The 24,381-nt window shown below is 40.3% G+C and carries 23 protein-coding genes and 5 tRNA genes; 6 read left to right on the top strand and 22 right to left on the bottom strand.

What is annotated here, in order from left to right:
* Position 1: 1 nt before the first annotated feature.
* The 12 genes from CXF89_RS01770 to xerD form a co-directional block, all read right to left on the bottom strand.
* On the bottom strand, positions 2-1,177 hold the full coding sequence (locus tag CXF89_RS01770) for an exo-beta-N-acetylmuramidase NamZ family protein (protein ID WP_121953633.1): 1,176 nt from the start codon (positions 1,175-1,177) through the stop codon (positions 2-4).
* 893 nt (positions 1,178-2,070) lie between these two features.
* A tRNA-Arg gene (locus CXF89_RS01765) sits at positions 2,071-2,147 on the bottom strand.
* Between the two features lie 115 nt (positions 2,148-2,262).
* A tRNA-Arg gene (locus CXF89_RS01760) sits at positions 2,263-2,339 on the bottom strand.
* Between the two features lie 148 nt (positions 2,340-2,487).
* Positions 2,488-2,564, bottom strand: a tRNA-Arg gene (locus tag CXF89_RS01755).
* A 73-nt stretch (positions 2,565-2,637) separates the two neighbouring features.
* A tRNA-Arg gene (locus CXF89_RS01750) sits at positions 2,638-2,714 on the bottom strand.
* 38 nt (positions 2,715-2,752) lie between these two features.
* Positions 2,753-2,845 (bottom strand) — tRNA-Ser (locus tag CXF89_RS01745).
* 128 nt (positions 2,846-2,973) lie between these two features.
* The gene (locus CXF89_RS01740) at positions 2,974-3,156 is read right to left on the bottom strand and encodes a hypothetical protein (protein ID WP_010553261.1); all 183 of its coding nucleotides are present in this window, start codon (positions 3,154-3,156) and stop codon (positions 2,974-2,976) included.
* 324 nt (positions 3,157-3,480) lie between these two features.
* Positions 3,481-5,016: a lysine--tRNA ligase gene (gene lysS / locus CXF89_RS01735; RefSeq protein WP_007583775.1), complete on the bottom strand. Its 1,536-nt coding sequence runs from the start codon at positions 5,014-5,016 to the stop codon at positions 3,481-3,483.
* 26 nt (positions 5,017-5,042) lie between these two features.
* Positions 5,043-6,141 (bottom strand): peptide chain release factor 2 gene (gene prfB / locus CXF89_RS01730; RefSeq protein ID WP_096058065.1). Its coding sequence is split into 2 segments (ribosomal slippage): positions 5,043-6,065 and positions 6,067-6,141, totalling 1,098 coding nucleotides; the frame shifts between segments, so codons are not numbered across the junction.
* A 143-nt stretch (positions 6,142-6,284) separates the two neighbouring features.
* A complete protein-coding gene (gene recJ / locus CXF89_RS01725; RefSeq protein ID WP_007583770.1) occupies positions 6,285-8,006 on the bottom strand; it encodes a single-stranded-DNA-specific exonuclease RecJ in 1,722 nt (573 codons plus the stop codon).
* Positions 8,007-8,087: 81 nt separating this feature from the next.
* Complete coding sequence (gene dsbC / locus CXF89_RS01720; protein ID WP_007583768.1) at positions 8,088-8,816, bottom strand: bifunctional protein-disulfide isomerase/oxidoreductase DsbC; 729 nt, start codon at positions 8,814-8,816, stop codon at positions 8,088-8,090.
* Between the two features lie 63 nt (positions 8,817-8,879).
* Complete coding sequence (gene xerD / locus CXF89_RS01715) at positions 8,880-9,806, bottom strand: site-specific tyrosine recombinase XerD (protein WP_024590718.1); 927 nt, start codon at positions 9,804-9,806, stop codon at positions 8,880-8,882.
* 94 nt (positions 9,807-9,900) lie between these two features.
* Between xerD and fldB the strand changes: the two genes are divergently transcribed.
* Positions 9,901-10,422, top strand: coding sequence for a flavodoxin FldB (gene fldB / locus CXF89_RS01710; RefSeq protein WP_002961415.1), 522 nt, complete (start codon positions 9,901-9,903; stop codon positions 10,420-10,422).
* Between the two features lie 77 nt (positions 10,423-10,499).
* Here the strand turns inward: fldB and CXF89_RS01705 are convergent, their stop codons facing one another.
* The 4 genes from CXF89_RS01705 to CXF89_RS01690 all read right to left on the bottom strand — a co-directional run bounded on the left by CXF89_RS01705 (position 10,500) and on the right by CXF89_RS01690 (position 14,561).
* Entirely contained in the window at positions 10,500-10,967 is a 468-nt protein-coding gene (locus tag CXF89_RS01705) for a YHS domain-containing (seleno)protein (RefSeq protein WP_121953632.1), read from the bottom strand.
* A gap of 139 nt (positions 10,968-11,106) precedes the next feature.
* Positions 11,107-11,553: a DUF2147 domain-containing protein gene (locus CXF89_RS01700; protein WP_076925105.1), complete on the bottom strand. Its 447-nt coding sequence runs from the start codon at positions 11,551-11,553 to the stop codon at positions 11,107-11,109.
* Positions 11,554-11,696: 143 nt separating this feature from the next.
* Positions 11,697-13,706 (bottom strand): alpha-amylase, encoded by a 2,010-nt coding sequence (locus CXF89_RS01695; protein WP_121953631.1) that lies wholly within the window; start codon positions 13,704-13,706, stop codon positions 11,697-11,699.
* 156 nt (positions 13,707-13,862) lie between these two features.
* The gene (locus CXF89_RS01690) at positions 13,863-14,561 is read right to left on the bottom strand and encodes a tRNA1(Val) (adenine(37)-N6)-methyltransferase (RefSeq protein ID WP_121953630.1); all 699 of its coding nucleotides are present in this window, start codon (positions 14,559-14,561) and stop codon (positions 13,863-13,865) included.
* Positions 14,562-14,636: 75 nt separating this feature from the next.
* Between CXF89_RS01690 and srmB the strand changes: the two genes are divergently transcribed.
* The 3 genes from srmB (at position 14,637) to CXF89_RS01670 (ending at position 17,118) form a co-directional block, all read left to right on the top strand.
* Positions 14,637-15,863: an ATP-dependent RNA helicase SrmB gene (gene srmB, locus CXF89_RS01685; RefSeq protein ID WP_007376476.1), complete on the top strand. Its 1,227-nt coding sequence runs from the start codon at positions 14,637-14,639 to the stop codon at positions 15,861-15,863.
* A 271-nt stretch (positions 15,864-16,134) separates the two neighbouring features.
* On the top strand, positions 16,135-16,455 hold the full coding sequence (locus CXF89_RS01675) for a BON domain-containing protein (RefSeq protein ID WP_010553266.1): 321 nt from the start codon (positions 16,135-16,137) through the stop codon (positions 16,453-16,455).
* 411 nt (positions 16,456-16,866) lie between these two features.
* Positions 16,867-17,118 carry a PDZ domain-containing protein gene (locus CXF89_RS01670; RefSeq protein WP_145990795.1) on the top strand — a complete coding sequence of 84 codons (252 nt, stop codon included), beginning with the start codon at positions 16,867-16,869 and terminating at the stop codon, positions 17,116-17,118.
* 133 nt (positions 17,119-17,251) lie between these two features.
* Here CXF89_RS01670 and CXF89_RS01665 read toward each other — a convergent pair whose 3' ends face one another.
* On the bottom strand, positions 17,252-18,208 hold the full coding sequence (locus CXF89_RS01665; protein WP_121953627.1) for a mechanosensitive ion channel family protein: 957 nt from the start codon (positions 18,206-18,208) through the stop codon (positions 17,252-17,254).
* A 121-nt stretch (positions 18,209-18,329) separates the two neighbouring features.
* The gene (yaaA, locus tag CXF89_RS01660; RefSeq protein WP_121953626.1) at positions 18,330-19,109 is read right to left on the bottom strand and encodes a peroxide stress protein YaaA; all 780 of its coding nucleotides are present in this window, start codon (positions 19,107-19,109) and stop codon (positions 18,330-18,332) included.
* Positions 19,110-19,334: 225 nt separating this feature from the next.
* On the opposite strand from yaaA, the gene tal reads away from it, so the two are divergent.
* Entirely contained in the window at positions 19,335-20,285 is a 951-nt protein-coding gene (tal, locus tag CXF89_RS01655) for a transaldolase (RefSeq protein WP_024598990.1), read from the top strand.
* Between the two features lie 202 nt (positions 20,286-20,487).
* Complete coding sequence (locus CXF89_RS01650) at positions 20,488-20,676, top strand: DUF3545 family protein (protein ID WP_024596183.1); 189 nt, start codon at positions 20,488-20,490, stop codon at positions 20,674-20,676.
* Between the two features lie 107 nt (positions 20,677-20,783).
* Here the strand turns inward: CXF89_RS01650 and ung are convergent, their stop codons facing one another.
* From ung to CXF89_RS01630, 4 genes are read right to left on the bottom strand one after another with little or no spacing between them, the layout of a single operon-like run.
* Entirely contained in the window at positions 20,784-21,446 is a 663-nt protein-coding gene (gene ung / locus CXF89_RS01645) for a uracil-DNA glycosylase (RefSeq protein WP_121953625.1), read from the bottom strand.
* Complete coding sequence (locus CXF89_RS01640; protein ID WP_121953624.1) at positions 21,443-22,303, bottom strand: cobalamin-binding protein; 861 nt, start codon at positions 22,301-22,303, stop codon at positions 21,443-21,445. The genes ung and CXF89_RS01640 overlap by 4 nt, the downstream gene beginning before the upstream one ends.
* On the bottom strand, positions 22,303-22,902 hold the full coding sequence (cobO, locus tag CXF89_RS01635) for a cob(I)yrinic acid a,c-diamide adenosyltransferase (protein WP_007376484.1): 600 nt from the start codon (positions 22,900-22,902) through the stop codon (positions 22,303-22,305). The genes CXF89_RS01640 and cobO overlap by 1 nt, the downstream gene beginning before the upstream one ends.
* The gene (locus CXF89_RS01630; RefSeq protein WP_121953623.1) at positions 22,895-24,379 is read right to left on the bottom strand and encodes a cobyric acid synthase; all 1,485 of its coding nucleotides are present in this window, start codon (positions 24,377-24,379) and stop codon (positions 22,895-22,897) included. Before CXF89_RS01630 ends, cobO begins: the two co-directional genes overlap by 8 nt.
* Between the last annotated feature and the right edge of the window lie 2 nt (positions 24,380-24,381).

The raw sequence follows: 24,381 nt of genomic DNA, 5'->3' as shown, positions 1-24,381 counted from the left end.
CTTATTTATATAACAAGTAAGGCGCTCTTTGCGCTTTAAATTGCGCAAGCCCCGCCTGCCAACTTTGTTTTATTTGCGCCTCTGATTGCCCTGCTTCAATAGCTAAGCGCAATTTATTAGTACCCGCTAGTTTATCCATAAAATCAGCGCGCTCAAAAAACGAGATGTTGCTTTTACTAAGCTCCGTGTACGCATTTATTAAGTAAGTTAAATTTAGGCCTGTGATATTTGCTTGTCTTAAATCGAGCCCTTGTACGGTTTGGTTTTTAAATTTAGGGTTTAAAGCAGCCCCTTTAATTGCACGCGGTGTAAAATTAAAATCACCTAATGCAACTGGCGAATAGCCAATTACTTGAAATGCAAAGTCGGTGCCTCTACCAATGCTGATAGGCGTTGCCTCAAAAAAGCAAAGCGACGGGTAAAGCGCAATGGCTTGATCGTTAGGTAAGTTAGGGCTGGGTTTTACAGGCAAGCTGTATGTACTTTTGCGAGTGTAATGATCAACAGGGATCACGGTTAATTTTAAATCGGGCGCTTTATTGATCCAGCCCTCGCCCTTGATCATTTTAGCAAGTTCGCCAACCGTCATGCCGTGTAACACAGGAATTGGGTGCATGCCTACAAACGATTTAAATTCTGGCTCTAATATTGGCCCATCAACGTAGGCAATATTTGGATTGGGTCTGTCGAGTACTAAAAATTCTATCCCCTGCTCTGCAGCGGCTTCCATCATGTAGTGCATAGAGCTTATGTAGGTATAAAAGCGCACTCCCACATCCTGAATATCAAAAATAATGACATCAACATCAGCTAAAGCAGCTTGGCTTGGTTTTTTATTTTTACCGTAAATAGAAATAAGCGGAATACCGGTTTTGCTATCAACGGCATTTTTTACATGCGCGCCCGCATCGTGATCGCCGCGAAAGCCATGCTCAGGTGCAAAAATTTTAGTTATATTAATATTTTTAGTCAGCAGAGCATCTACTAAGTGAGCTTGCCTTACAGTTGATGTTTGATTGACTACTAACCCTACACGTTTATTTTTTAACTGTGGTAAATATTTAGCATATTGCTGCGCACCTACCACAGGAGAGTTATTGGCTTTGTTGGCTTGTGTGCTGGAAATAAAAATAGCGCTAAAAATAAAAAATAACGTAATAAATAGGGTTTTAAACATACTGCAATATCCTTTTAAACAAGGCGTTTAAAATAACATAGGTAATATTAAAGAGCAGCTTTAGAAAAAGGTTAGTGGGCTTGAGCAGATACAGCGCTTCTCACGCGAGCAAGCTCAGCGTCTACAACGGATGAATAAAACTCGGAGTTTAGATTTAAAGATTAGAGCTAGTTTTACTTGAAAATACCACCTCCCATTTTAAGCTTAAAGACCGTATTTAACCTTCTTAGAGCTAAACGCTTCTAGTTATTTAATTTCTTGGTCAATGAACCACTTAAAGATCTATTACACAAAGAGAAGTAAATGAGAAGACATAAGCCCGGGTTTATTAGTTTAACTTAGCTTTATTACTACCTCTAAAAGCGCAGCGCCTCTTAAACTCTTTGTGAATAAATTACTTATTTCTGGCGTTGCCAACGAATAAAATCTTATAAATTATATTTTTAAGGGGGGAATAGAAGCTGGCGCTTCTCACGCGAGCAAGCTCAGCGTCTACAACGGATAAATAAACTCGGAGTTTAGATTTAAGGATTAGGGCTGGTTTTACTTGTAGGCGTACAGCTTGCTGACGCGACGAGCAACGCTCGTAAATGTATTGTGCTGTGAGTTTATTCAATTAGAAGCTGGCGCTTCTCACGCGAGCAAGCTCAGCGTCTACAACGAATGAATAAACTCGGAGTTTGAATTTAAGGATTAGGGCTGTTTTTACTTGTAGGCGTACAGCTTGCTGACGCGACGAGCAACGCTCGTAAATGTATTGTGCTGTGAGTTTATTCAATTAGAAGCTGGCGCTTCTCACGCGAGCAAGCTCTGCGGCTACAGGAGTGGTAGTTTACATTTCACTTTATTTTAGGCACAAAAAAACCGACTTAATGTCGGCTTGTTTATGAAAGTGGTGGGCGCAGGAGGATTCGAACCTCCGACCGCTCGGTTCGTAGCCGAGTACTCTATCCAGCTGAGCTATGCACCCACTTTCATAGATTGCTTATTTAAACTCTAAGCAGAGCGTATAAATTCAGACATAAAAAAACCGATTTCCATCGGTTTATTTTTCTTACACTTAAAAGTGTATGAAAATATGAAAGTGGTGGGCGCAGGAGGATTCGAACCTCCGACCGCTCGGTTCGTAGCCGAGTACTCTATCCAGCTGAGCTATGCACCCACTTTCATTTTTACTATTACTTGTTTTTACTCTAAGTGAGAGTCTATAAAGTGGTGGGCGCAGGACGTATCTTGTAAGAATGAACCTCCGACCGTTTGGCTTTAGCCAACACTTTACTTTTTTATACTCTAAGTATGAGTCTATAAAGTGGTGGGCGCAGGAGGATTCGAACCTCCGACCGCTCGGTTCGTAGCCGAGTACTCTATCCAGCTGAGCTATGCACCCACTTTATAGTTTACTTATTTTAACTCTAAGTAGAGCTTTTGCTTATTTAGACTCTAAGCGAGTTATTAAAGTATGGTGGGCGCAGGAGGATTCGAACCTCCGACCGCTCGGTTCGTAGCCGAGTACTCTATCCAGCTGAGCTATGCACCCATACTTTAAAACTTTACAAAACACGCCATTAAAATAAATGGTGGAGAGGGAGGGATTCGAACCCTCGATAGAGCTACAAACTCTATACTCCCTTAGCAGGGGAGCTCCTTCGGCCACTCGGACACCTCTCCGTCTTGTGGGGCGTATAATAAAGATTTCAGAAAATATGTCAAACACTTTTCTACCAAAAACGACTATATGGTTATAGATTGCACATATGCTTGGTTTAAAAGTGTAATTAGTTTGAAATTTAAGCGGGTTACGTATTTTTATTTGAAGGATTAACACCTAGCACAGGAACTAAGTCATCAGTTAACTGAGCCAAATACTGTTCTTGGTAACCTAATTGTTGAAATTCAGCAATACAAGCACGGTAGTAAGCATTTCTTTCTTGCTCTGATGTGCATTCTTCTGATAAATCATCTACTCGTTTGTCTTTCATACTATTATTCTAAGTCCTTTAAGAATCTATATTTAGCTGCTAAATACCAAGCAGTGTAAATTTCGTGCGTATTCTAGCTAAAACCTTTACATAAATACAACATATGTTTAAAAAACAATCATACTAAAAAGTTATAGCACTGTTAGTTTTAATATTAAAAACTTCCAATAACAATAAATTAGCGAAGCTGAATTGCACATTAACCAGCACTAATAACTACATTTAATTTTTAGTGTAGTACTTATTAATTAAAATACTAATGCAAAGCAAAAAAAACGCCGCTATTAAGCGGCGTTTATTAACTTACTTTGTTCTACCCAAAGCTTAGTCAGCTTGTGGACGCATATGCGGGAACAAAATAACGTCTTTAATTGTAGATGAGTCAGTAAACAACATTACTAAACGGTCAATACCAATACCTTCACCTGCAGTTGGCGGTAAGCCGTACTCAAGTGCGCGTATGTAGTCTTCATCGTAATGCATTGCTTCATCATCGCCTGCGTCTTTCTCTTCAACTTGGCGAGTAAAGCGCTCAGCTTGGTCTTGTGCATCGTTAAGCTCAGAGAAACCATTTGCAAGTTCACGACCGCCAACAAAAAATTCAAAACGGTCTGTAACAAATGCATTTTCGTCGTTACGGCGTGCAAGTGGAGAAACTTCCCACGGGTAGCCAGTAATAAACGTAGGTTGAATAAGCATGTGCTCTGCTGTTTCTTCAAATATTTCACACAAGAACTTACCTGGGCCCCAAACACAATTTTCAGGAATTTTAACGTGCACTTGTTTAGCGTACGCTTTTAATTCGTCAAAGTGGTTTTCTGGGTCGTTAAATACCGCAGCATCAAACTCAGGGTTATATTTTAATATTGCATCGCTCATGCTTAAACGTGTAAACGGTTGGCCAAAGTCGTACTCAACTGAGTCAATTACTTCGCCGTTTTCGTCTTTAGTTGTATTAACTACAACTGCACTACCTAGTACGTTTTCTGCAACCGTACGAAGCATGTCTTCGGTGATGTTCATCAGGTCGATGTAATCAGCGTATGCTTGGTAAAATTCAATCATTGTGAATTCTGGATTGTGACGCGTAGATAACCCTTCGTTACGGAAGTTACGGTTAATTTCGAATACACGGTCAAAACCACCTACCACTAAGCGCTTTAAGTAAAGCTCAGGCGCTATACGTAAGTACATGTCGATATCAAGCGCATTATGGTGAGTTACAAACGGACGTGCAGATGCACCGCCAGGTATAACCTGTAGCATTGGTGTTTCTACTTCCATAAAGTCACGGTCTGCTAAAAAGCGACGAATGCCTTCAACTACTTGTGAACGAATACGGAATGTTTCGCGCGTTGCTTCGTTAGTAATTAAATCAACGTAACGTTGGCGGTACTTTGTTTCTTGATCTGATAAGCCATGGAATTTTTCTGGTAACGGACGAAGTGACTTAGTTAATAGTTGGTACTCAGTCATTTCTACGTATAAATCGCCTTTACCTGATTTATTTAATGCGCCTTTAACACCAATAATATCGCCAGTGTCTAGTTGACCATATTTTTCTTTAAGATCTTTTTGAACATCTTTAGATGCATACGCTTGTACGCGACCTTTCATGTCTTGGATTACAAAAAACGGTCCACGCTTTGCTAAAATACGGCCAGCGATAGACACAACTTCTTGCATCTCTACTAATTCTTCTTTGCTCTTATCACCAAACTGGGCTTGCAAATCAGCCGTGTAATGCTCACGACGGAATTGGTTTGGATGACCGTTGGCTGGGCAATTTTCGCGTATAGCGTCTAACTTGCCGCGACGCTCAGCGATTAACTTGTTTTCGTCTTGGATTTTATCAGTCATTTTTTAGCTCTTTATTAGCTTGGTGGTTATAGGCCAGATTTAAGGCTGGCTTCAATAAATTTATCTAAGTTACCGTCAAGTACCGATTGGGTATTGCGGTTTTCAACGCCTGTACGTAAATCTTTAATCCGTGCGTCATCAAGTACGTATGAACGAATTTGACTACCCCAACCAATATCAGATTTAGCATCTTCTTGCGTTTGTTTTTCAGCATTTTGCTGTTGTAGCTCAAGCTCAAATAATTTAGCTTTTAACTGCTTCATCGCTTGGGCTTTATTTTTATGCTGCGAACGCTCGTTTTGACACTGCACTACGGTATTTGTTGGTACGTGAGTGATACGAACCGCCGATTCGGTGGTGTTAACGTGCTGACCACCCGCGCCAGATGCACGGTAAACGTCTATACGCAGGTCTGACGGATTCATATCAATTTCAATATTATCGTCAACTTCTGGGTATACAAACGCAGAAGCAAATGAAGTATGACGACGACCACTTGAGTCAAATGGGCTTTTACGTACTAAGCGATGTACACCAGTTTCTGTGCGTAACCAACCGTAAGCGTATTCGCCAACAAAGCGGACAGTTGCGCCTTTAATACCAGCAACATCACCGTCGGTCGCTTCAACTAGCTCAACTTTAAAGCCTTTAGCCTCGCCCCAACGTAAATACATACGAAGTAGAATATTACACCAGTCTTGTGCTTCAGTACCGCCAGAACCTGATTGTAAATCAAGGTACGCATCGTTTGAGTCATGAGGACCTGAAAACATACGACGAAACTCTAAACCTTCTAACTGTTCGTTTAGATCAGTTAATTCGCTTTGCGCTTCGTCAAAGGTATCTTGATCTTCAGCTTCTACAGCAAGCTCAAGTAAGCCTTCAACATCATCAGTACCGGCTACAAGGTTGTCGATTGTTTCAACAACAGCTTCTAATGCTGACTTTTCACGGCCAAGCGCTTGTGCGCGTTCAGGCTCATTCCACACGGCTGAATCTTCAAGCTCGGCGTTAACTTCTTCTAAGCGTTCTTGTTTAAGAGCGTAGTCAAAGGTACCCCCGAAGCAATTCAGTACGTTCGCGAATTTCCTTGATTTGATTAATCACAGGATTCACTTCAAACATGTACATCACTCCAAAATGGCTAGGTAATTGCGCCCCTTTAAATGGGATTTTCGCAATAAATTATCGTCAAATGATAAAAACGCCCGATTTTAACAAAAAACCGCGCGCTTTATTAGCATTTTATGCATGATATTACATATTTTTTAGTGTACTTTTTCAAGCTCTCTAACTATTAATTGCAGCGTAAATTTACCTCTAAACTCATTTATATCGAGCTGGTACGCTACTTTTACAAACTTCGCCTCAGTATCAGGCCATTCTTTTACATCAATACCAAAAGCAATGGCATCAACTAAACGACCAGATTGGTGCTTTAACACGAGCTTTAAATGCTTTTCGCCTACTATGCGCTGCTGTATTACTTCAAAGGTATGCTCAAACACCGGCTCAGGAAATTGCTGCCCCCACGGGCCCGATTGCTTTAATAGCTGAGCAAACTCCATCGTAAAGCAGTCGTTTGGCAGCTCACCGTCGGTAAATACAATACAGCGTTTACTTTCTTCACTCAGTTGCGCGCTAACGGCGGCATCAAACGCTTTTTTAAAGTCGTTAAAGTGTTGCTCGTTAATACTTAAGCCGGCTGCCATGGCATGGCCACCAAATTTATTAATTAAGTGTGGGTCGGCTGTATTAAGCCCTTCGAGTAAATCGCGCATGTGTAGCCCTTCAATAGAGCGGCACGAGCCTTTAATTTCACCGTTTTCGCCACCAGCGAATATAACGGTAGGGCGGTGGTATTTTTCTTTTAAGCGACCAGCCAAAATCCCAATAACACCTTGATGCCAATCGTCTTGAAACAAACAAATAGCATCAGGAATGTTATCGTCGCTAAATGCGAGCCTATCAAGCACGGCTTGCGCCTCGGCTTGCATGCCTTGTTCTATTTCGCGCCTTGCAAAGTTTAAGCTATCGAGCTCGCCAGCTATACTACGCGCTTGGTTTATGTCGGTGCTAAGCAAGCACGCTATACCCAAACTCATGTCGTCTAATCGCCCTGCTGCATTTAAACGCGGAGCAAGTGAAAAGCCAAAGTCGCTTGCGCTTAAGCGGGCAGCATTGCGGTTAGCCACTTCAATAAGCGCGGTAATGCCTGGGCGTGTTTTACCACTGCGAATACGTGCTAAACCTTGGTGTACTAAGGTACGGTTATTTGCATCAAGTGCCACTACATCGGCAACCGTTCCAAGCGCTACAATGTCGAGCAAGTTAGCTAAATTAGGTGGTGGTTGTTGCTCAAAATAACCCAAATCTCGCATTACGCTTCTCAGCGCTATTAATAAGTAAAAAGCAACGCCAACGCCTGCAATAGATTTAGACGGAAAATCACATTCATGTCTATTTGGATTTACTATTGCATCTGCATTTGGCAGCTGCTCACCTTGTAAGTGGTGATCTGTTACCAGCACTTTTATGCCAACCGCTTTTAAAATATCAATACCGGCAATACACGATATGCCGTTATCTACGGTGATCACTAAATCAGGTTTTATTTGTACTATTTGCTCAGCAAGCGCGGGGCTTAAGCCATATCCTAAGCTAAACCTGTCAGGAATTAAGTAATCTAAATGTTTAAAGCCAAACATCTCAAGGCCTTGCATTAATGTTGCAGTGCTTGTTGCGCCATCGGCATCAAAGTCGCCAACTATTAATATTTGGCTTTGCGCTTTTAATGCTTCAATTAATAAGTCGCTGGCTTTGTCGATGTCTTTAAACAATTTGAAGTCGTGAAGCGTAGCTACGCTGTTATTTAGCTCTTCGGCATTGAATACATTGCGGTTAGCATAAATTTGTTTAATTACAGGGTGTAAATTACTCGGCAGATGCGAGTCGTCAACGTTTTCACGCGCAATGATTAGTTTTTTCATGCAGGGTTTTAACTTATTGAGTCGTATTAAAAAGACAAAAAAAGGCCATTAAGGCCTTTTTAATAATAACTAAGCGTTTAATTACGACGCTTTGTTAGCTTCTAATGCTGCTTTTAGTGCTGCTGCTGGCTGGTAACCAGGGATCATTGTACCATCTTCTAAAATAATAGCGGGTGTGCCGCTAATACCAAAGCTTTGACCTAATTGGTAATGCTCTGCAACCGGTGCGCTACAGCCTGCAACTACTTTAGTGCTTGTGCCCGATTTAGCTTCTGTTAGTGCTTCTTGCTGATCGCGTGCACACCATACGTTCATTAAATCTGCGTAACCTGAACCTTGTAAGCCACCACGTGGAAACGCTAAGTACTTAACGGTAATACCCGCATCAAGTAAATCGTCTAACTCGCGGTGTAATTTACGACAGTAACCACAGCTAATGTCGGTAAATACAGTAATGCTGTGTTTTTCGTTTGGCGCTTTGTACACAATCATCGATTCTTCGTATTCTTTAAGACCTTCAACACGCACGCCATTTAATGCTTGCTCTGTTAGGTTATTACGATTATTTAAATCAATTAACGTACCTTGCATTAAATATTGACCGTCTGGACTTGCGTAAAGCACGCCCTTATTAGTAATCAATTCTTTTAAACCCGTTACTGGACTTGGATTAATTTGCTTTACAGTTACACCAAGCTCGGCAAATTTAGTAATAATAGGATCATTAGCATCTGGTGTTACAGCAACGCCATTTGCAAATGCACTAATACTTGTGCACAACATGGCACCTGCTAACATTAATTTTTTCATAACTTCTCTCTATCCTAAAAATACTTAATATATTGACCGGCTTAATGATATTTACTTTCAAACTTACGCACGCGGGTGATGCTCTGCGTGTACCGACTTTAACCGTTCATTGGCAACATGGGTATAAATTTGCGTCGTCGATAAATCGCTATGGCCCAACATCATTTGTACCACACGTAAATCTGCCCCATGATTTAATAAGTGCGTAGCAAAAGCATGGCGCATAGTATGGGGCGATAATGGAGACTCAACTGCTGCCAAAATAGCATAGTGTTTAATTCTATGCCAAAAGGTTTGTCGCGTCATGCCTACTCCGCGTTTAGATGGGAACACAAAATCGGTGGCATGTTTTATCATTTGCGCACGCCCACCCTTTAAAAATTGCTCAAGCCAATACATGGCTTCTTCACCCAGTGGAACTAAGCGCTCTTTATTACCTTTACCTTTTACAAACACCACTGCTTGGCGCAAATTAATTTGCTCCATGCGCAGTCCAACAAGCTCACTTACACGCAAACCCGTTGCATAAAGTAGCTCTAGCATGGCTTTATCGCGCAGTCCCATCGCTTCTTCGGTATTAGGCGCATTTAATAATGCCTCAACTTCGGCCTCTGAGAGTGTTTTAGGTAACGACTGCCCTGCTTTTGGCTGAGAAATATTTAGCATGGGGGTGTCGCTAATTAGTTTTTCGCGCACAAAGTACTGATAAAAACGCTTTAACGCACTAATACTACGTGCAGTACTGCGTGGTTTTAAGCCTAAATCGACTCGGTGCGCTAAGTAACTTTCAACATCAAGCCCTGTTACCGTCATTAAATTTTCGCCCTTTAAAAATAGGCAAAACTTATCTAAATCACTGCGATAAGCACTTAATGTGTTTTCGCTTACGCCTTGTTCTAAGTACAGGCTATCTAAAAAGGTTTCTAGGTAGTCGCTATTACTGCTCATACTGCTGTTATTTTCAAAAGAATCGTCAGATAGCGTTGTCACATTATGCTCTCATGCTTTGCTAAGGTATCAATTAAAAATACCTTACGGTAAACTTGAGCCTATCATATCAGGCAATTACACAGTGATAAATACGATGCAAATTGGTTTATTTTTTGGTTCTACTACGTGCTACACCGAAATGGCAGCAGAAAAGATTCGCGACATTATTGGTGCCGATATAGTTACCCTGCACAATATTAAAGACGAGCCACTAAAAAATGCAGAGCAGTATGACTTTATCATCTTTGGTATTTCAACATGGGATTTTGGTGAAATACAAGAAGACTGGGAGTCAAAGTGGGACGACATAGCCGACGTAAACCTAAATGGTAAAACCATTGCTTTATTTGGCATGGGCGATCAGCAAGGTTACGGGCAGTGGTTTCAAGATGCGCTAGGCATGCTACACGACGAAATAAATACGCAAACATTTACTCAACTTGGTTTTTGGCCAAACGACAGTAGTTACGAGTTTGAAGCTTCAAAAGCATTAACGCCTGATGGTAAACAGTTTGTAGGACTCGCGCTCGACGAAGACAGTCAATACGAGCTAAGCGACGAGCGCATTGCAACATGGGTTGAACAGGTAATGACTGAATACGGCGAAACGCTTTAATTAATAAGCTAATAAATAAAAAGCAAAAAGCCCGCAACTAGTTTAGTTGCGGGCTTTTGATTAGTAATATGAGTAATTTATTGAAACGTCATCACATTGGTTGTTTGTGGGTAGTACCCATCTGCCATAACAATGTACGGTAGTAAATTACTTAACCATTTTTGCTGCACGCTTTCGCTATAGTTTAAGTAAAGCTTATCTTCGTGAATATAAAATGCTTCTGGGTCTATACCTACAGCGTTACCTTCATCAGCCATTGCATAAGCACACCAACCACCGTATTGCGGTGCATAACGCTTTGGATTTTCTGCAAATGTCGTTTTGTTTTCTTCACTCGAAAAGTGCCAGTTGGCACCTAAATAACTAAACGTGTATTTGTCGCTGCCTTTAACGGCTTTATTTTGCGTAAAATAAGCAACGCTGTCGTACCCTTTAATAGCCGTGTTATTAAACCAACCCGTATTTACAGCATCATCCTTTGCATTTGCCCCACCGCTTATTAACAGTGCGCTAAGCATTATTAAAGCAACTATGTACTTAATCATCTTTTTTCCTTTATTATTTACTCAAAATTGAATGCCAATTAAATATAGCTGGCTTAGTGAGTAAGAAAGGCAAAGCGCAAAAATGATTTCAGTTAATGCTTAATTATTTAACGCCCAGTGATTAAATAAGTAGTAAAACTTACTCTACTTTTAGCCAATATTGGTTTCGATAAAAAAAGCCAATGTAGCCGCGTACCTCGAGCTTTTTACCTTCATCTTGCGGGGTTAGTTGTAAAGTGTAGGTTTTACCATTTGTTGGATCGAGTATTTCACCGTCTCCCCAAACGCCATCATCTTGTGCTTTTACATCCGTGATTATAGTCATTCCTAAAATAGGCTGATCTTTTAACTCATCATCACATTTACTGCATATATCGTTTTGTTTTGCCGGGTTAAGAATGGTTTCAACTTTGCCGCTTAATACACCGTTGGTTTGGGTAATACGTACATACGACTTAGCTTGGTTTGTATCCTCATCAATTGTTTTCCAAAGCCCTACAGGCGTAATAGCAGCAAACACACCTTGGCTTGCAAAAATGGTGGCTGCTAACGTGCTAAGTAATGCTAATTTATTTAACTTTTTCATTGTGTTGCCTTTTAAATTAAGTGGCCAATGGCTAAATCATATCAGGTGATTTATAAACACACTATTAAAGCGCTGTACATAAAATAAAAAACTAAACTAATAATCATTAGTTTAGGTTTTCATATGAGCTTTTTTGCTTACTTTTAAAAACTACGAATTACTACACCTGAATTATTAAACTCAAATTTATTAATTTTTCCGCATTGCGCCATATGATTAGTACTTGTATAAAGTGGATTGTCTTGTGCAATGGCTGTCTCCCATCCTTGGCCATTTTTAATGAATGCTTTTAGTTCAAACCATCCATTAACCGCTTTACTGCAATCCATATCTACATCAAGCATCCAATAGTGTTCGCCCCATATATTTAAAGGTGTCACACCAAAACCATCTGTGTTTACCGTTTTTTCAGCGCCCCAACCTGCTGGCCAAACGTTCGTTGTCCAGTCGGTAGCAGAACCTTCTGCTTTGCTACTTTGCCCATTTTCTATACCATACCAATCAAGGTAGTTATCATTTGCTTTCCAAGGGCTTGTTGTGACATTTTTTAAATTGTTATGACGAATAGGCATTGCACACTCAAAATTACTTGTTTGGCAATTTCGACCAAGGTTTGCGTTTGCATAAGCGTGGTCAATTCCACCACGGATAAACATATCTTGTCCGCTTTGTGTTTGTGCATTAATAAAAATAACCGTTCGCTGCCAGTCACTTTCAGTGCTTGAGGCAGAACTGGTATTTAACTTGGCATTTTTATGAATTGCCATCGCATCCCAAGCGCCAATATTAAGATTAATAGTACCGTCGGAATTAACCGTTATAACCTCACCACTACAACTTTTAGCATCAGCTGACAGTTCGCCTTTTAGCACATTACAGTATTGCCCTGACGCCATATCGGTTTGCACAGTTGCACTAAGTGTTGAGTCTTCTTTGTTAATAGCCATATGACCCGAGCTACCTCGGCCAAATGAAATTTGATTATTTGTGTTATCCCACCAGTTTGTTACTGCCCAATTGTCGGCGGTGTTATTTCTAAAATCGACCCCGCCTGCAATATATGACCAGCGATGCTCACACTTCCAATTACTCGCAAAACACTCTAAGTTACCATTATTATGTACCGGTACATTTGGCCCACCAGCATCTGTATCACCATGAAAATCATAACTCGACATTACTTTTGGATAACCGTACGGATAAGCCAACATAAATACATTGGCTAAGTCATATAAGCGGCCATCTTCAAAGGTAATAACATTGCCAGCGCCGCCGTGCCCGCGCTGATTGTCGTGATTGTCTACAAAAACCACCGCAGAAGAGCTTGGCATAAAGCCCCACCCTTCGCCAAAATTACTCAGCCATGCAAGCGAGCCGTTTCTAAAAGTGTTACCAAGCTCAGTGCTATATTTAAATTCAGTTACTAAACCTGTGCTTAAATATTCAGAGGCACCAACAGCCTCCCCACCTTGATCGATCACTTCTTGAAAAACCACTGGCGAGCCATTTACTTTGGCCATTAAACTTTGGATATCGCTTGCTGCAACATGTTTAGAAGCATCAAACCGAAAGCCTTTTACGCCAATAGCTTGTAAGTCGTTAATATATGCTGCAATGGTATTTTGCACATAGTTTGAAGCGGTATCTAAATCGGCAAGTCCAACTAGTTCACAGTTTTGTACTCGGTAGCGATCGTTGCCATAATCAGAGTTATTAATGGTACAACTTTCATGAAAATCTTGTGGGCTATAAATAGGAAAGCTTTTATTACCAAAGCTATTTCCGGCTGTGCCTGTGCCACTTCCTGCTGCCATATGGTTAATAAGCGTATCAACGTAAATATCAACCCCAGCTGCACTACAGCGATTTACCATATCGATAAACTGTGCACGGTTTCCGCCACGACTTTGCAGTTCATAACTTACTGGCTGATAACGTGTCCACCATTGGCTTCCTGTAATGTGCTCATTAGGTGGCGAGACCTGTACTGCAGCGTAGCCTTTTGGTCCTAGGTATTGCTCACATTCTTGCGCTACATCTTGCCAATTCCATTCAAACAAATGTACAAATGTGGTGGGCGTAGCAGTCGCAATGCTAGGTAAGAGCAATCCTAGGCTTAAACCTGCGGTGGTGATTATTTTATTGAGTTTCATAGTGTGTGATCCAATTGTTGAGCGAGCAAAACAACTACTCGATGTTATTTACAAGTGGTTAACACTAGATTGGTAATTGATTAAATAAAAATTGAATACGTATGCATAATAGGTAAATTATCCTTTATTACTAGATAACCTACATAACTAGGCAATTTACATTTTCAAATAAAATGCTTTGCACAGGGCTATATAATCAGCAGTGTAGGTATTATCTAAGTTTCTAATACACAGGGTTGATGATTCTATATCGCTTTTTACGTAGCTAAATGTCATTAAACTGCGGCTAATATCTTTGTTGGGCGTGGATTTTACTTGGCAATGAGTATTTAAATAAAGCCCATTTTGAATAGCAAGCTCAATAAATAATGCGCCTTCAACGCTTGGGAGTATTAAGCTAAAGCGGGAACCACTATGGCTTAAATGTTTAAAGGCATTAATTAACTCTTCAAAACTTAATCCGTCGGTATGGCGTGCGGCATTACGCGCAGCATTATCGCCTTTTAAACTGTGATTAAAATACGGTGGATTAGAGATAACCACGTCAAATTTAACTTCACTACTAAAGCGCTGAATAGTTTGGTGCGTAATACTTATAGTTGGCCACGGACTATTAGCTACATTTTGTAATGCTTGGGTATAGGCGCTTTCGTCAATTTCTACCGCAGTTATATCAAGCTCATTACTGCGCTGCTTACACATTAGTGCTAGTAAGCCGGTGCCGGTGCCTATATCAAGTAATGACTTTACGCCGCTTAAATTAGCCCATGCACCAAGCAAAATGCCATCGGTAGAAACTTTCATTGCACAGTGGTCGTGTTCAACTTTAAATTGTTTAAATACAAAACCAGACATTTTTTCACCTTTTCATTCACCAAGCGCAGCATAGCGCGTATAATCAGGGTAATTGTCCCTTATTTTAGACACTCTATGCAATTTTCTGAATTTGATCTTGATAACAAGCTACTCGATGCCATTAATAAAATGGGCTACGAGACGCCAACCAGCATTCAACAACAAGCTATTCCTGAAGCACTACAGGGGCGCGATATTTTAGCATCTGCGCCTACTGGTACAGGTAAAACAGCGGCATTTTTAATTCCGGCTATTCAGTACTTACTGGATTTCCCACGTCGTGACCCTGGTTTTGCGCGCGTACTCGTTATGACCCCAACTCGTGAGCTGGCTTATCAAATTCATGAACAATGTGAACTGCTAGCTAAACGCACACACCTAAAAATTGGTGTAGTAACAGGCGGTATTAACTACGGCACGCATAAAGAAATTTTTGAAAAAAATAACGATATTTTAATCGCCACACCAGGTCGATTAATGGAATACCTAGAAACCGAAAACTTTCATGCTGAACATGTAGAAATGCTTATTATTGATGAAGCAGATCGCATGTTAGATATGGGTTTTAAAAAGGAAATGAGCCGTATTTGTGACGAAGCTAAAAATCGTCGCCAATGTTTTTTATTCTCAGCAACACTTGAAGGTGACAGCGTAGAAAGGTTTGCTGAAAAAACATTAAACGACCCAGCTCTATTAGAAGCCGAATCGTCACGTAAAGAAAAGGCTAAAATTCACCAATGGGTACATTTAGCCGACGATTATCATCACAAACTTGAATTATTAGTTAATACGCTAAAAAATCCTGACGTAACTAAAGCGATTGTGTTTGTTAAAACTCGCGAACGCTTAGAAACATTGATTGGCGAACTTACAACTAACGATGTAAAAGCAGCGTGGTTACGCGGCGAAATGCCACAAGACAAACGTATGAAAGCCATGGAAAACTTCCACAGTGGCAAAACAAGCATATTAGTTGCTACCGACGTAGCTGCACGTGGTATTGACGTATCTGATATCAGCCACGTTATTAACTTTGATATGCCGCGTACTGCCGACGTATATGTACACCGTATTGGTCGTACTGGCCGTGCTGGTAAAAAAGGGATAGCAATATCGCTAGTTGAAGCACACGATATTGGTATTTTATATAAAGTAGAGCGCTACGTTGAACAAAAATTAAAACGCCGTGTAATTAGAGGTGTCGAGCCACAGCATAAAGAAGCTAAGCCACCTGCTAAAAAGCGTAAAGATCCAGTAAAAATGAAAGCCAAGAAAAAGGCTAAGGTTAAAAAGAAAAAGTAACCTAAAACATTTTTATACTAAGCCGGCTTTTGTCGGCTTTTTAATGCAAGCTTTATAGCTCTGTCACTTGTACCTGTTACATATGTAACCCAAGCATGTAACTCATACTCATTTAAATGTAATTTTTGCCCACCTGAATTCCCACTTAATAAAATCCCCTTATATTTCATAGCGTTAATATTGGCACCGAAATTGTAACTACAAAGATAACCTAGCCGATGGAATTTCCATATTGTGGCTGCACTATTCACCGTAATGTAAGGATTAAGTTATGAACCGCTTCAAGTTAACTATCGCTTTAGTATCATTTTGTTGTTTATTTTTATTAGCTTGCGCTACAAAGGTAAGTGCAGCAACCAACATGGCCGTAGTAAGCAGTGTAGCCACTCAACCTAACTTACAACAAGCTATCACCAACACCCTACGAACTAATCCTAACCTAGCGTTAAGTGATATTCGTGTGCAGGTAAAAAATGGTGAAGTAGATTTATATGGTGAAGCACAAACTGGTTTTCAGCGCGCACTAGCTCAAAAGTTTTTAGAAAATATGGATGGCGTAAAAATCATTCGTAATAAAATTAGCGTTATTTAATACGCACCACATAAACTTATTTGTATAACTAATTCATAAGCGCGGCTTGTTACTCCAACACAAGCTGCGCTTTTTTATACCCTGTTTAAGGCGAGTTTAGCTGTTGAGTACAAAGATAAAATAAAACCTATGTAATGCAATTATTCCTCCCACCAAAGCGATAGCCCCACTAATACCAAACATACTACTGGCTTGGCTAATAGAACAAGTTACATCAGCATTAGTCACCATCCTCGTTTTAGTACAGCTATCTAAACAATTGAACCAACAGATCGTTTGGTTACTGTTTAACTTATAAATATAAGCGCGCAACTCTACGAACTTGTTATGCGTAAAAAGAAGCTAAAAATGACACCCTAATTTTTACACTATTGTTTATATTCAGTTTTTGTAATGCTGAAGAAGAGTGATTTGGATTTGATGCTAGCGTGGCTATCTCTGATTTTTAGCCTTGAAATAAACTCAGTTAATTTTGTAAAGGTTTACACAGGTTCTTCAGCCGATCGAGCGGGACTGAAAGAGGATGATTTAGTTATTGAAATAGATGGGGGTGCTATTCCAAAGTATGCTGCAAAGGTAGTAAAGAAGTCGGTGGATAAACACTACTTTTACTTATTAAACACTCCTATAGTCAGAGAACTGATCAGCATTGATATTCAATAGACACAACACTAGGTATTTAACTTTTGGCTAATAATCCGTTTATAAAAACCAACAGCGCAATTTTACTCTGTAAAAACGCGCTGTTGGTAAGTAACTATTTCCCAATGCTTTTGCCTAATGAGCTTTAACTAAATTACTCACTTTGGTTAGAGTCAGTCCCCTCACCACTGTCTTTATTTGATGATTGCTGGCTTATTTTATCGCTTATCATGGCATCGAGTTTTTCGCCGCCTTTAATACCAAAATCTAAAGTACGAATTGGGAATGGAATACTAATATCAGCTTCATCAAGTGCCTGCTTAACGGCAACAACACCTTTGTGGCGTACCGTCATAAAGTCAGGCTCGCCTGGGTATTTAATCCAAAACCATACCAGTAAGTTAATGCTGCTGTCACCAAAACCTTCGGCGTATACTGCGGTTTCGTCTTTACGTATTACGAAATCAAATTCATTTATTTTTTCGACGATGACGTCTTTTGCTTTTTCTATGTCGTCGCCGTACGAAATACCTACGGGTACCTCTATGCGCCTAACACCTAAAGTGGTGTAGTTTTTTAGTACGTTCCTAAATAATACTTTGTTTGGTACCAGTATTAACTGCCCGTAAAAGCTCTCTATTAGCGTGTTACGTAGGTTTATAGAATGTATTGAACCAAACACATCATCGGTTTCTATTACGTCACCTGTTTTAAATGGCTTACGTACACCCATTGCTATACCAGCAATTAGGTTTTCGGTCATGTCTTGAAACGCAAAACCAATGGCTAAACCCACAATACCCGCACCAGCAAGTAACGAAGTTACGGTGCCTTTTAGCCCAACAAAATCGAGCGCTATAAATAAACCTATACACAACACAATAACTTTAAAAATTGACGCCATTAAGTCGGCAATTTGTGTTGAGTCGAGAGAGCGGCGTAATATGTTTTTCATCAGCTTGCCAGCAAAGCGCGCCAATATTGAAAACACAATTGCGATCAGTATCGCAACTATAAAATTAGGGATATGGCTTATTACAACATCAAACCACCCTCCGAGCTTTTCTTCTATTAGTTTTTCGGCTTCGTCAATTGACGGAATGCTGATCATTTTATTTGCACCTATTTAATTAGTGTTCTCATTAATATTAGATGAGATTGCAAATATAACGCCAACATCAAAAAAGCCATGCAATGCATGGCTTTTAAATTTTTTATTTAAGCTTATAAACCTAATTTTGTTCGTCGCGCATAAATACCGGCTCAAGCTCTTTAACTGTTGCCTCAGGGCTAAAGTAATAACCTGCTACCTTAAACTCTTTAAGTTGGCTTAACTGCGTTACTTTATTTTCGATAATGTAGCGCGCCATCATGCCGCGTGCTTTTTTAGCGTAAAAGCTAATTACTTTGTATTGACCGTTTTTACAGTCTTTAAAGTGTGGGGTAATAATTTGCGCATTTAATGCTTTTTTATCTACCGCTTTAAAGTATTCGTTTGAAGCAAGGTTAACTAAGTATTGCGCGTCTTGTGCTTTTAATACGTCGTTTAGTTTGTTCGCTATTACGCTGCCCCAAAACTCGTATAAGTTTTTGCCACGCGAGTTTTCAAGCTTGGTGCCCATTTCAAGACGGTAAGCTTGCATTAGATCAAGTGGTTTTAATAACCCGTATAAACCCGAGAGAATACGCAAATGGTTTTGTGCGTAATCAAGCTCGCTAGCTTTAAGCGTACTTGCATCTAAACCGCCATATACATCGCCATTAAAGGCAAGTGCGGCTTGTTTAGCATTATTTTGTGTAAACGGTTGTGCCCACTCGCTAAAGCGCGCAGCGTTAAGTCCAGAAAGCTTATCGCTAATTTTCATTAAACTGCCAATTTGCGCTGGTGTTAGTTCACGGCATACTTTCATGAGCTCTTCGCTGTGCTCTAGTAATTCAGGCTGAGTGAACTTGTCTGTTGCGGGTGGCGTTTCGTAATCAAGATTTTTTGCAGGTGAAATAACAGTGATCATAGTTAGCTATTGACTTGTAATTTATTTAGTGTCAATTTCAACATTAAATGAAACGAAAAGCACGTTTTGTTTAAATAAATCCTCTCTTAATAACCCATGCATTGCCGTTTTTTTATTGATAAGGACATAAGACCTATCAAGCATTGTCACACTGTTGCAGTATGGATTGTATATATTAAGAGTGATTAGATTTTTCTTTTAACTTGCTTGGAATGAGGAAAGCAAATGACTTCAGCTCTACAAAGGCTAAAACAACATTCATCTATTGTGGCCGACACTGGTGATATTGAAGCTATTAAAAAGCATCAACCAGAAGATGCAACTACAAACCCGTCACTTTTATTAAAAGCGAGCGAGATTGAAGCATATAAGCCTTACCTAGATAAAGCTTGGAGCTACGCAAAAGAAACCGAGCAAGAGCCTGCTAAACAACTTGAACTAGCATGTGATTACTTTGCCGTATTACTTGGTAAAGAAATTAGCGAGATTGTACCAGGTTATATTTCTACTGAAGTAGATGCACGCCTTTCGTTTAATACACAAGCTACAATTGATAAAGCACATACCCTACTTAGCCTTTACGAAAAAGAAGGTGTAAGCAAAGACAAAATTTTAATTAAAGTAGCGTCTACGTGGGAAGGTATTAAAGCCGCTGAGCAGCTAGAAAAAGAAGGCACTAAATGTAACCTTACTTTATTATTTAGCGATGCCCAAGCTCGCGCGTGTGCCGATGCAAACGTATTTCTAATTTCGCCATTTGTTGGTCGTATTTTAGATTGGCACGTTGCTAACGGTATGGAAAAACCAACAGATCCGCTACAAGATCCAGGTGTTCAGTCTGTACGCAGCATTTTTGAATTTTACAAACGCCATGACTACAAAACAGTTGTGATGGGTGCAAGTTTCCGTAATACAGGCGAGATTATTGCACTTACAGGTTGTGACAAGCTAACTATTAGCCCTAATCTTTTAGAAGATTTAGGCAACCTTGAAGGCGCACAAGAATATTTGCTTGAAAGCGATGTTCCACAAGAGCCAAAACCAGAGCCACTTACAGAAGCGCAGTTCCGTTGGTTACATAACCAAGATGCTATGGCTACTGAAAAACTAGCTGAAGGTATTCGCTCTTTTGCTGATGCACAAGAACAACTAGAAGCGCGCTTTAAAGCAATGTAATTTGCTATAATCGTGTTTTAAAAAACGTCGCAATAGCGGCGTTTTTTTATGCCTAAAATACGCTACTCCTCTATATAATCTTCGTATAAACCTTCATCAACTCATCACATCCCCGTAACATAACTGTCACTTTTTTGTTCTATTTTAGTTATGCCTGTGGTATAGGTATTCTTGAGGTCAATAAAATCAATAGGAGAAGTTCATGGATAGCCTAAACGATATATTAGAGATATTAGAAGGACCAGATACAACAAGGAAAACCTCCCAGAAAAATAAAAAAAGAAAATGGCGTGAAATAGAAGCAATAAAAGACAAACAACGCCTACGTAAAGAACTACAAGAACTAGACTACTTTGCAGACAGTATTGCGATTGAAGAGCTCGATTTTTAATTCAATACGCCCCAACTAAACAAAAAGGCTTCCATAATATGGAAGCCTTTTTTAATGCGCTGAAAAGAGCTGCATGAGATAAATTTATTATTCAGAGCCCAGGTTATTTACACCTGCCAGTTAATCTGTTTTTCATCTTGGGCTTGTAATAGCTCATTCGTTTTTGAAAAATGCTGACAACCAAAAAAGCCTCTATGCGCCGAAAGCGGCGATGGGTGCGGCCCTTTTAAAATATGATGGCGAGCGCTATCTATGCCTTTACCTTTTTTTTGTGCATGTGCACCCCATAAAATAAATACCACACCTTCGCAGTGCTTATTAATATGCGCTATTACATTATCGGTAAATTGCTTCCATCCTAAATGCTTGTGAGAATGCGCTTGCCCTTGCTCAACGGTCAATACTGTATTGAGTAGAAATACACCCTGATCTGCCCAACTTTGCAGGTACCCGTGTTCAGGAACAGCAAAACCGCTGATATCGGTAGCTAACTCTTTGTACATATTTTTAAGCGACGGCGGCAGCTTTTTTACATCAGGCAATACCGAAAAACACAAGCCATGCGCTTGCCCTTCTCCGTGGTATGGGTCTTGTCCTAAAATTACAACGCGGATGTCATTTAGTGCTGTGGCATCAAAAGCACTAAATACTTGAGGTTCAGGCGGATAAACAGCAACACCTTCATTGCGGCGATTAGCCACATACTCTAACGTTTCCTGCATGTAAGGTTGCTGTAATTCACTTTCTAAAAATGTAGCCCAATCGCTCATTGTGTACTCTTAATCTGTTTACGTGATGCGTCTATTTTATCACACATATCCGCGAGTCCATCTAGCATCCGCGGAGTAAAACGATGTAATAAATCAGCATTTACGCTAATAAATTGATCGTTTTTAACTGCTGGCACTTCTGGCCATTTTTGCCAATTAACAACCGGCTGTGGTGTTTTTGATTTTTCATCAGGGATAATAATAACTTGTGGCTTAGTAACAATGACATTTTCGATACTAATTTGCGGGTAATCTGTAACGCTCTGTGCAAATACATTGCTTACATGGCATGTTTCAATCAGTTGGCTTATCCATGTATTTTTACTTACTGTCATCATGGGCTCAGCCCATAACTGATAAAACCCGGTAATATTTTTTTTATCTTGTTGGTTTTTAACAATACCATTTAGCTTATGTTTAAATGCATTTGCCGCTTGCTGGCTTTGCTTAATGTTCCCTGTAAATTCACCAAAAGTAAGTAATTCATCGGCTACACCAGCGATTGTGGTGGGATTACTCAAATATACTTTTATACCCAGGCGCTCTATTTGAGCTAAATCTTCGCTTTGATTTCCGCTTTTCCACGCAATTACTAAGTCAGGTTTAAGCGCCAACACTTTTTCAAGTGAGATACCGTAATAACCGCCTATGCGCTCAATACTTTTAGCCTCAGCAGGATAGTCGGCGTAATCAACCGTGCCCACAATATTATCGCCCGCTCCTATGGCAAATAGGTTTTCGACTATATGTGGTGCAAGCGCGATTATGCGCAGTTTTTTAGAATCCTTGGTCTGCTCTGCAAGTGCATCACCCAATACACTAAAAAGCAGCAGCCCAATAAAAAGCGCTTTAAACATTAGTAATCAAACCCTTCTAGCGCTTTTATGCCTGAGTCGAATGCGTGTTTTACATTACGTACTTCGCTTACGGTGTCGGCAAGGTCGGTTAAAGTACGGTGCGCTGCACGCCCGGTAATAATAACTGACTGCATTGGCGGGCGGTTATTAAGCGCTGTTACCACTTCATCTAAATCAACGTAGCCGTAGGTCACCATATACGTAAGCTCATCGAGTAATACTAAATCAATACTGCTATCTGCAAGCATGCGTTTTGACTCTTGCCATGTTGCTTGGGCGGCTGCGGTATCGGCTTCTTTATTTTGCGTATCCCAGGTAAAACCGGTGTTCATTACAACAAACTCAACGCCTGCACCTTGTAATAAATTACGCTCGCCACATTCCCATGTACCTTTAATATATTGGCAAACGGCTGCTTTTTTACCATGCCCTACGCAGCGTGCTACAACGCCAAAACCCGAGGTTGATTTACCTTTACCATTGCCGGTAATTACCTGAAAAATACCTTTTACATCTTGTGCTGCAGCAACGCGCGCATCCACTTGTTCTTTTACTTTTTGTTGGCGCTGCTTGTGCTTATCGTTGTTTTGTTCAGTCATTATTGTGCCCTTCATAAATCGAGATAATTTGCTGTATATTTAAATGCGTTTCGCACATGGTTGCTAATCGTTCTAACTGCTGCTCGCGATGAGTGGCAATACTAATTGGATTAATTGAGGCGCTTGGTTTTACCCATTTTAAAATTTGCGATGTAGCATCGGCTTCATCAAATAAACCATGTAAATAGGTGCCCGCAATGGCGTTATCATCGCTAATAAAGCCATCAAACGTAAAACCATGTGGGTGGTTTTCATCAAAGGTTAAAAATGGCTTATCAAGCGCTGCACCTTGGCTAATTCCTGCATGTATTTCGTAACCACTACAGGGTGTTGATTGGTTATTTAAAAGCAGTGTAGCGGTTATTTTAGTTAATACTTTTTGTGCTGTCAGCGTGGTTTCAAAGTCGCATAGAGCAAGCCCATTCACTTGCTTTAATGACGACTCAATACCATCGGGATCGTTGATTGTATTGCCCAGCATTTGCATGCCGCCACAAATGCCAAGTACTTTGCCACCATAGCGTAAGTGGCGCTTAATTTGAGTGTCCCAGCCTTCATTTTTCAAAAAATTTAAATCGCCCAGCACATTTTTACTGCCAGGGAGAATTATCAGATCAACGTCTGGGATCGTTTGGGTATGGCGCACATAATTTATATTAATGTTTGGGTGCAAACGCAGTGCATCAAAATCGGTGTGGTTACTAATGTGGGGAACAAGTAGCACTGCAATATTAATTGTGGCGTTGGTTACGTTATTATCAATTGCAACAGCGTCTTCAGCATCAAGCGCGAGGTCGTGCAAATAAGGTAATACGCCAAGCACGGGTTTGTTTGTGTATTCTTCAAGCCAATCTAGCCCGCCTTGCAGCAAACCTACATCGCCTCTAAAGCGGTTTATAACAAAGCCTTTTACACGCGCCTGTTCTGACTCGCTTAACAACGCAAGCGTACCTACCAAATGTGCAAACACACCACCTTTATCAATATCGGCAATAATAATGACAGGACAATCTACCTCTTCGGCGTAACCCATATTGGCAATATCGTTTTCACGCAGGTTTATTTCAGCAGGGCTACCTGCCCCTTCAACAAGGAGTAAATCAAAGCATTTAGCTAAGCGGTTATGTGAGGTTATTACTGCATCCATCGCCACTTTTTTATAGTCGTGATATTTACCCGCTTCCATATTACTAATGGCTTTTCCGTGAATAATCACTTGTGCGCCCGTATCGCTATTAGGTTTAAGTAAAATAGGATTAAAGTCTATTTCGGGCTCTACTTTAGCTGCTATTGCTTGCAAAGCTTGCGCACGACCAATTTCGCCACCATCTTTTGTTACTGCGCTATTAAGTGCCATATTTTGTGGTTTAAAAGGCGCAACCTTTACCCCTCGCTTAGCAAATACCCTGCAAAGGGCTGCAACTAGGGTACTTTTACCTGCGTCGGAAGTAGTGCCTTGCACCATTAAGGTTTTCATGG

The sequence above is a fragment of the Pseudoalteromonas sp. MelDa3 genome (assembly GCF_002863625.1).
GTDB lineage: Bacteria > Pseudomonadota > Gammaproteobacteria > Enterobacterales > Alteromonadaceae > Pseudoalteromonas > Pseudoalteromonas arctica.
Note: the sequence above shows the minus strand (reverse complement) of the source record. Positions and strands in the feature narration are given on the sequence as shown.